Consider the following 2,768-nt stretch of genomic DNA (forward strand, 5'->3'; position numbering starts at 1 on the left):
CAACACCGGCACCAACGAGCGCTACCTACCGGTGAGCCGGCCGCCGGGAACGTCGGCGGTGATCCCCGCCGTTTCCGGCTCTAAAGTCATCGAGCAGCGCGGCGACACGGTGGTAGCGCTGGGCTGAGGCCCGCGACCAGACTCACAAGCCCCCCGAAATAGGCGGATTCGGGTGCTTTTGCGTCTGTCCGCGCTAAACCTCTGGGGTGAAGGTCGGCAGCGGCTTGCCGGACTTCCAATGCTTGAGCAGCGCATGCGCCAATTCCCGGTAGGCGAAAGCGCCCTTGTTCTTGCGCCCGGCCAACACCGACGAGCCGGAGGCGCTGGCCTCGGCGAAGCGCACCGTGCGTGGAATCGGCGGACCCAACACCGGTAGGTCGTAGCGGTCAGCAACGTCCAGCAGCACGTCACGGGTATGGATGGTGCGCGGGTCATACAGCGTCGGCAACGCGCCGAGCAGACGCAGTCGCGGGTTCGTGATCTGCTGGACGTCGGCGACCGTACGCAGGAACTGCCCGACGCCGCGATGCGCCAGCGTCTCGCACTGCAGCGGCACGATCACCTCGTCGGCAGCGGTGAGCCCGTTGAGCGTAAGAACTCCCAGCGATGGGGGGCAGTCGACGATGACCACGTCGAACCGATCACTGAGCTTGTCCAGTGCACGCTTCAACGCATACTCGCGTCCTGCGCGCATCAACAACATCGCCTCGGCGCCGGCGAGGTCGATGTTGGACGGCAACAGCGTCATTCCCTCCGCGGTGCTGACCAGCACCGCGTCCGGTTCCACCTCTCCCAGCAGCACTTCGTGCACCGACACTGGGAGCTTGTCGGGATCGTGGCCGAGTGAAAAGGTCAGACAGCCTTGTGGATCGAGATCGACGAGCAGCACTCGCTTTCCGTCGTCGGCCATTGCCGCCCCCAACGACGCCACCGTCGTCGTCTTGGCGACGCCGCCCTTCTGGTTGGCGACCGCCAGCACCCGGGTGTCAGTCATTCGCGCCGCTCCTCCTCATCGCTTCGCTCTGCATCGTCGCCGGCAAGTCTCAACGGCGCCGCTCCTCCTCATCGCTTCGCTCTGCATCGTCGCCGGCGCGCATACGGGCAATCCTGGCATCTTTCCCGCCGTGCCCGCGCGCCGATCGCCATGACTCTCAGGCAGAATCGGGCGACATGAGCGTCGAGGACCATCGGCTAGTGTTGCTGCGACACGGCGAGACCGAATGGTCGAAGTCCGGCCAGCACACCGGCCGCACCGAACTTGAGCTGACCGACGCCGGCCGCAGACGGGCACAGGGCTTGAAGGAGACGCTCGACCACCTGGGACTGGATCACCCGATGGTGTTCAGCAGTCCGCGGCGGCGCGCTGTCGTCACCGCCGAAATGGCCGGTCTCACCGTCGACGAGGTAACCGAGCTGCTCGCCGAATGGGATTACGGGTCCTACGAGGGCCTCACCACTGCGCAGATCCGGGAATCGCGTCCCGACTGGCTGATCTGGACAGATGGTTCCCCTGATGGCGAAAGCGTCGCGCAGGTCAGCGACCGCGCTGACCAGGCCGTCACACTGGCATTGCAGCACATGGAATCTCGCGACGTCGTGTTTGTCGGACACGGCCACTTCTCCCGCGCGGTGATCGCCCGCTGGGTCGAGCTGCCAGTCGGTGATGGCCTCCGCTTCGCGATGAACGCGGGAGGCCTGGCCGTGTGCGGTTTCGAACACGGAGCGCGCCAGCTGGCGCGTTTGGACTAAGCAGCTATCCACATGGATAGCTTGCCCTCGTTCGTGCTCTACGGGCCGAATGGAGTGCTCGTCGGTGACGGGATGGCCAACCGCTACTCGGAGGTGCCGGCGGCGCAGGCGGCCCTGCTCGCCGGGAACACGTCATTTGTTATGGGAGCGTTGCCATTTGACATCAGCCAGCCTGCAGCGCTGATAGCGCCGCGGACCATACAGCAGGCGGAGACGCTGCCCGACTGGCCGAGCGGTCCACTGCCGGCGGTGCGGGTTGCTGGCGCGATTCCCTCCGCCGAACAGCACCGCAGCCGGGTGCGACGGGCGCGCGACCGGCTTGCCGCGCCCGGCAGCGCGCTGAGCAAAGTGGTGCTGGCCCGAGCGTTGCGGCTGGTCGCCGACGCCCCGCTGGACGCCCGGGTCATCCTGCGCCGGCTGGTCGCTGCCGACCCTGCCGCGTTCGGCTACCTGGTCGATTTGACGCCGGCAGGCGGCCACTATTCCGGTGCAGCCTTGGTCGGCGCCAGCCCGGAATTGCTGGTCGCCCGCGACGGCGACCGGGTGACCTGCCGGCCGCTGGCAGGCTCGGCGCCACGCGCCGCCGACCCACGGCTCGACGAGGCAGCCGGCGCGGCGCTGGCCCGTTCGGAGAAAAACCGCCACGAACACCGACTGGTAGTCGAGACCATGCATGCGGCGCTGCAGCCGTTGTGCCGAGAGCTGACAATCGCTCCGACGCCCGAGCTGAGTCGTACCGCGACGGTGTGGCATCTGAGCACCCCGATCAGTGGTCTGTTACGTGACAGTTCAACGACGGCAATGGATTTGGCATTAGCCCTGCATCCCACCCCGGCGGTCGGCGGGGTGCCGACCCAGCAAGCATGCGAGCTCATCGCCGCGCTGGAAGGCGACCGCGGTTTCTATGCCGGCGCCGTGGGCTGGTGCGACGCACGCGGCGACGGGCGCTGGGCAGTGTCGATCCGCGGGACGCAGCTGTCTGCCGACCGCCGCAGCGCACTCGCCCACGCCGGCGGCGG

The 2,768-nt window shown here is 67.6% G+C and carries 3 protein-coding genes and 1 pseudogene; 3 read left to right on the forward strand and 1 reads right to left on the reverse strand.

All coding sequences use genetic code 11. The features are described 5' to 3' along the window. Positions 1–127, forward strand: a pseudogene (locus VFA16_RS15380) (hypothetical protein); the annotation flags it as partial. A 66-nt stretch (positions 128–193) separates the two neighbouring features. Here the strand turns inward: VFA16_RS15380 and VFA16_RS15385 are convergent. Then, entirely contained in the window at positions 194–994 is an 801-nt protein-coding gene (locus tag VFA16_RS15385) for an AAA family ATPase (RefSeq protein ID WP_324968653.1), read from the reverse strand. A 176-nt stretch (positions 995–1,170) separates the two neighbouring features. Here VFA16_RS15385 and VFA16_RS15390 point away from each other — a divergent pair, with 176 nt between their 5' ends. Both VFA16_RS15390 and VFA16_RS15395 read left to right on the forward strand, forming a co-directional pair. Continuing rightward, positions 1,171–1,749 carry an acid phosphatase gene (locus tag VFA16_RS15390; RefSeq protein WP_324968654.1) on the forward strand — a complete coding sequence of 193 codons (579 nt, stop codon included), beginning with the start codon at positions 1,171–1,173 and terminating at the stop codon, positions 1,747–1,749. Positions 1,750–1,761: 12 nt separating this feature from the next. Further along, positions 1,762–2,768: isochorismate synthase (locus VFA16_RS15395; protein WP_324968655.1), on the forward strand; the 1,007-nt coding region annotated here is incomplete at its 3' end.

It is taken from the genome of Mycobacterium sp. (genome assembly GCF_035653355.1).
In the GTDB taxonomy this organism is placed as follows: domain Bacteria; phylum Actinomycetota; class Actinomycetes; order Mycobacteriales; family Mycobacteriaceae; genus Mycobacterium.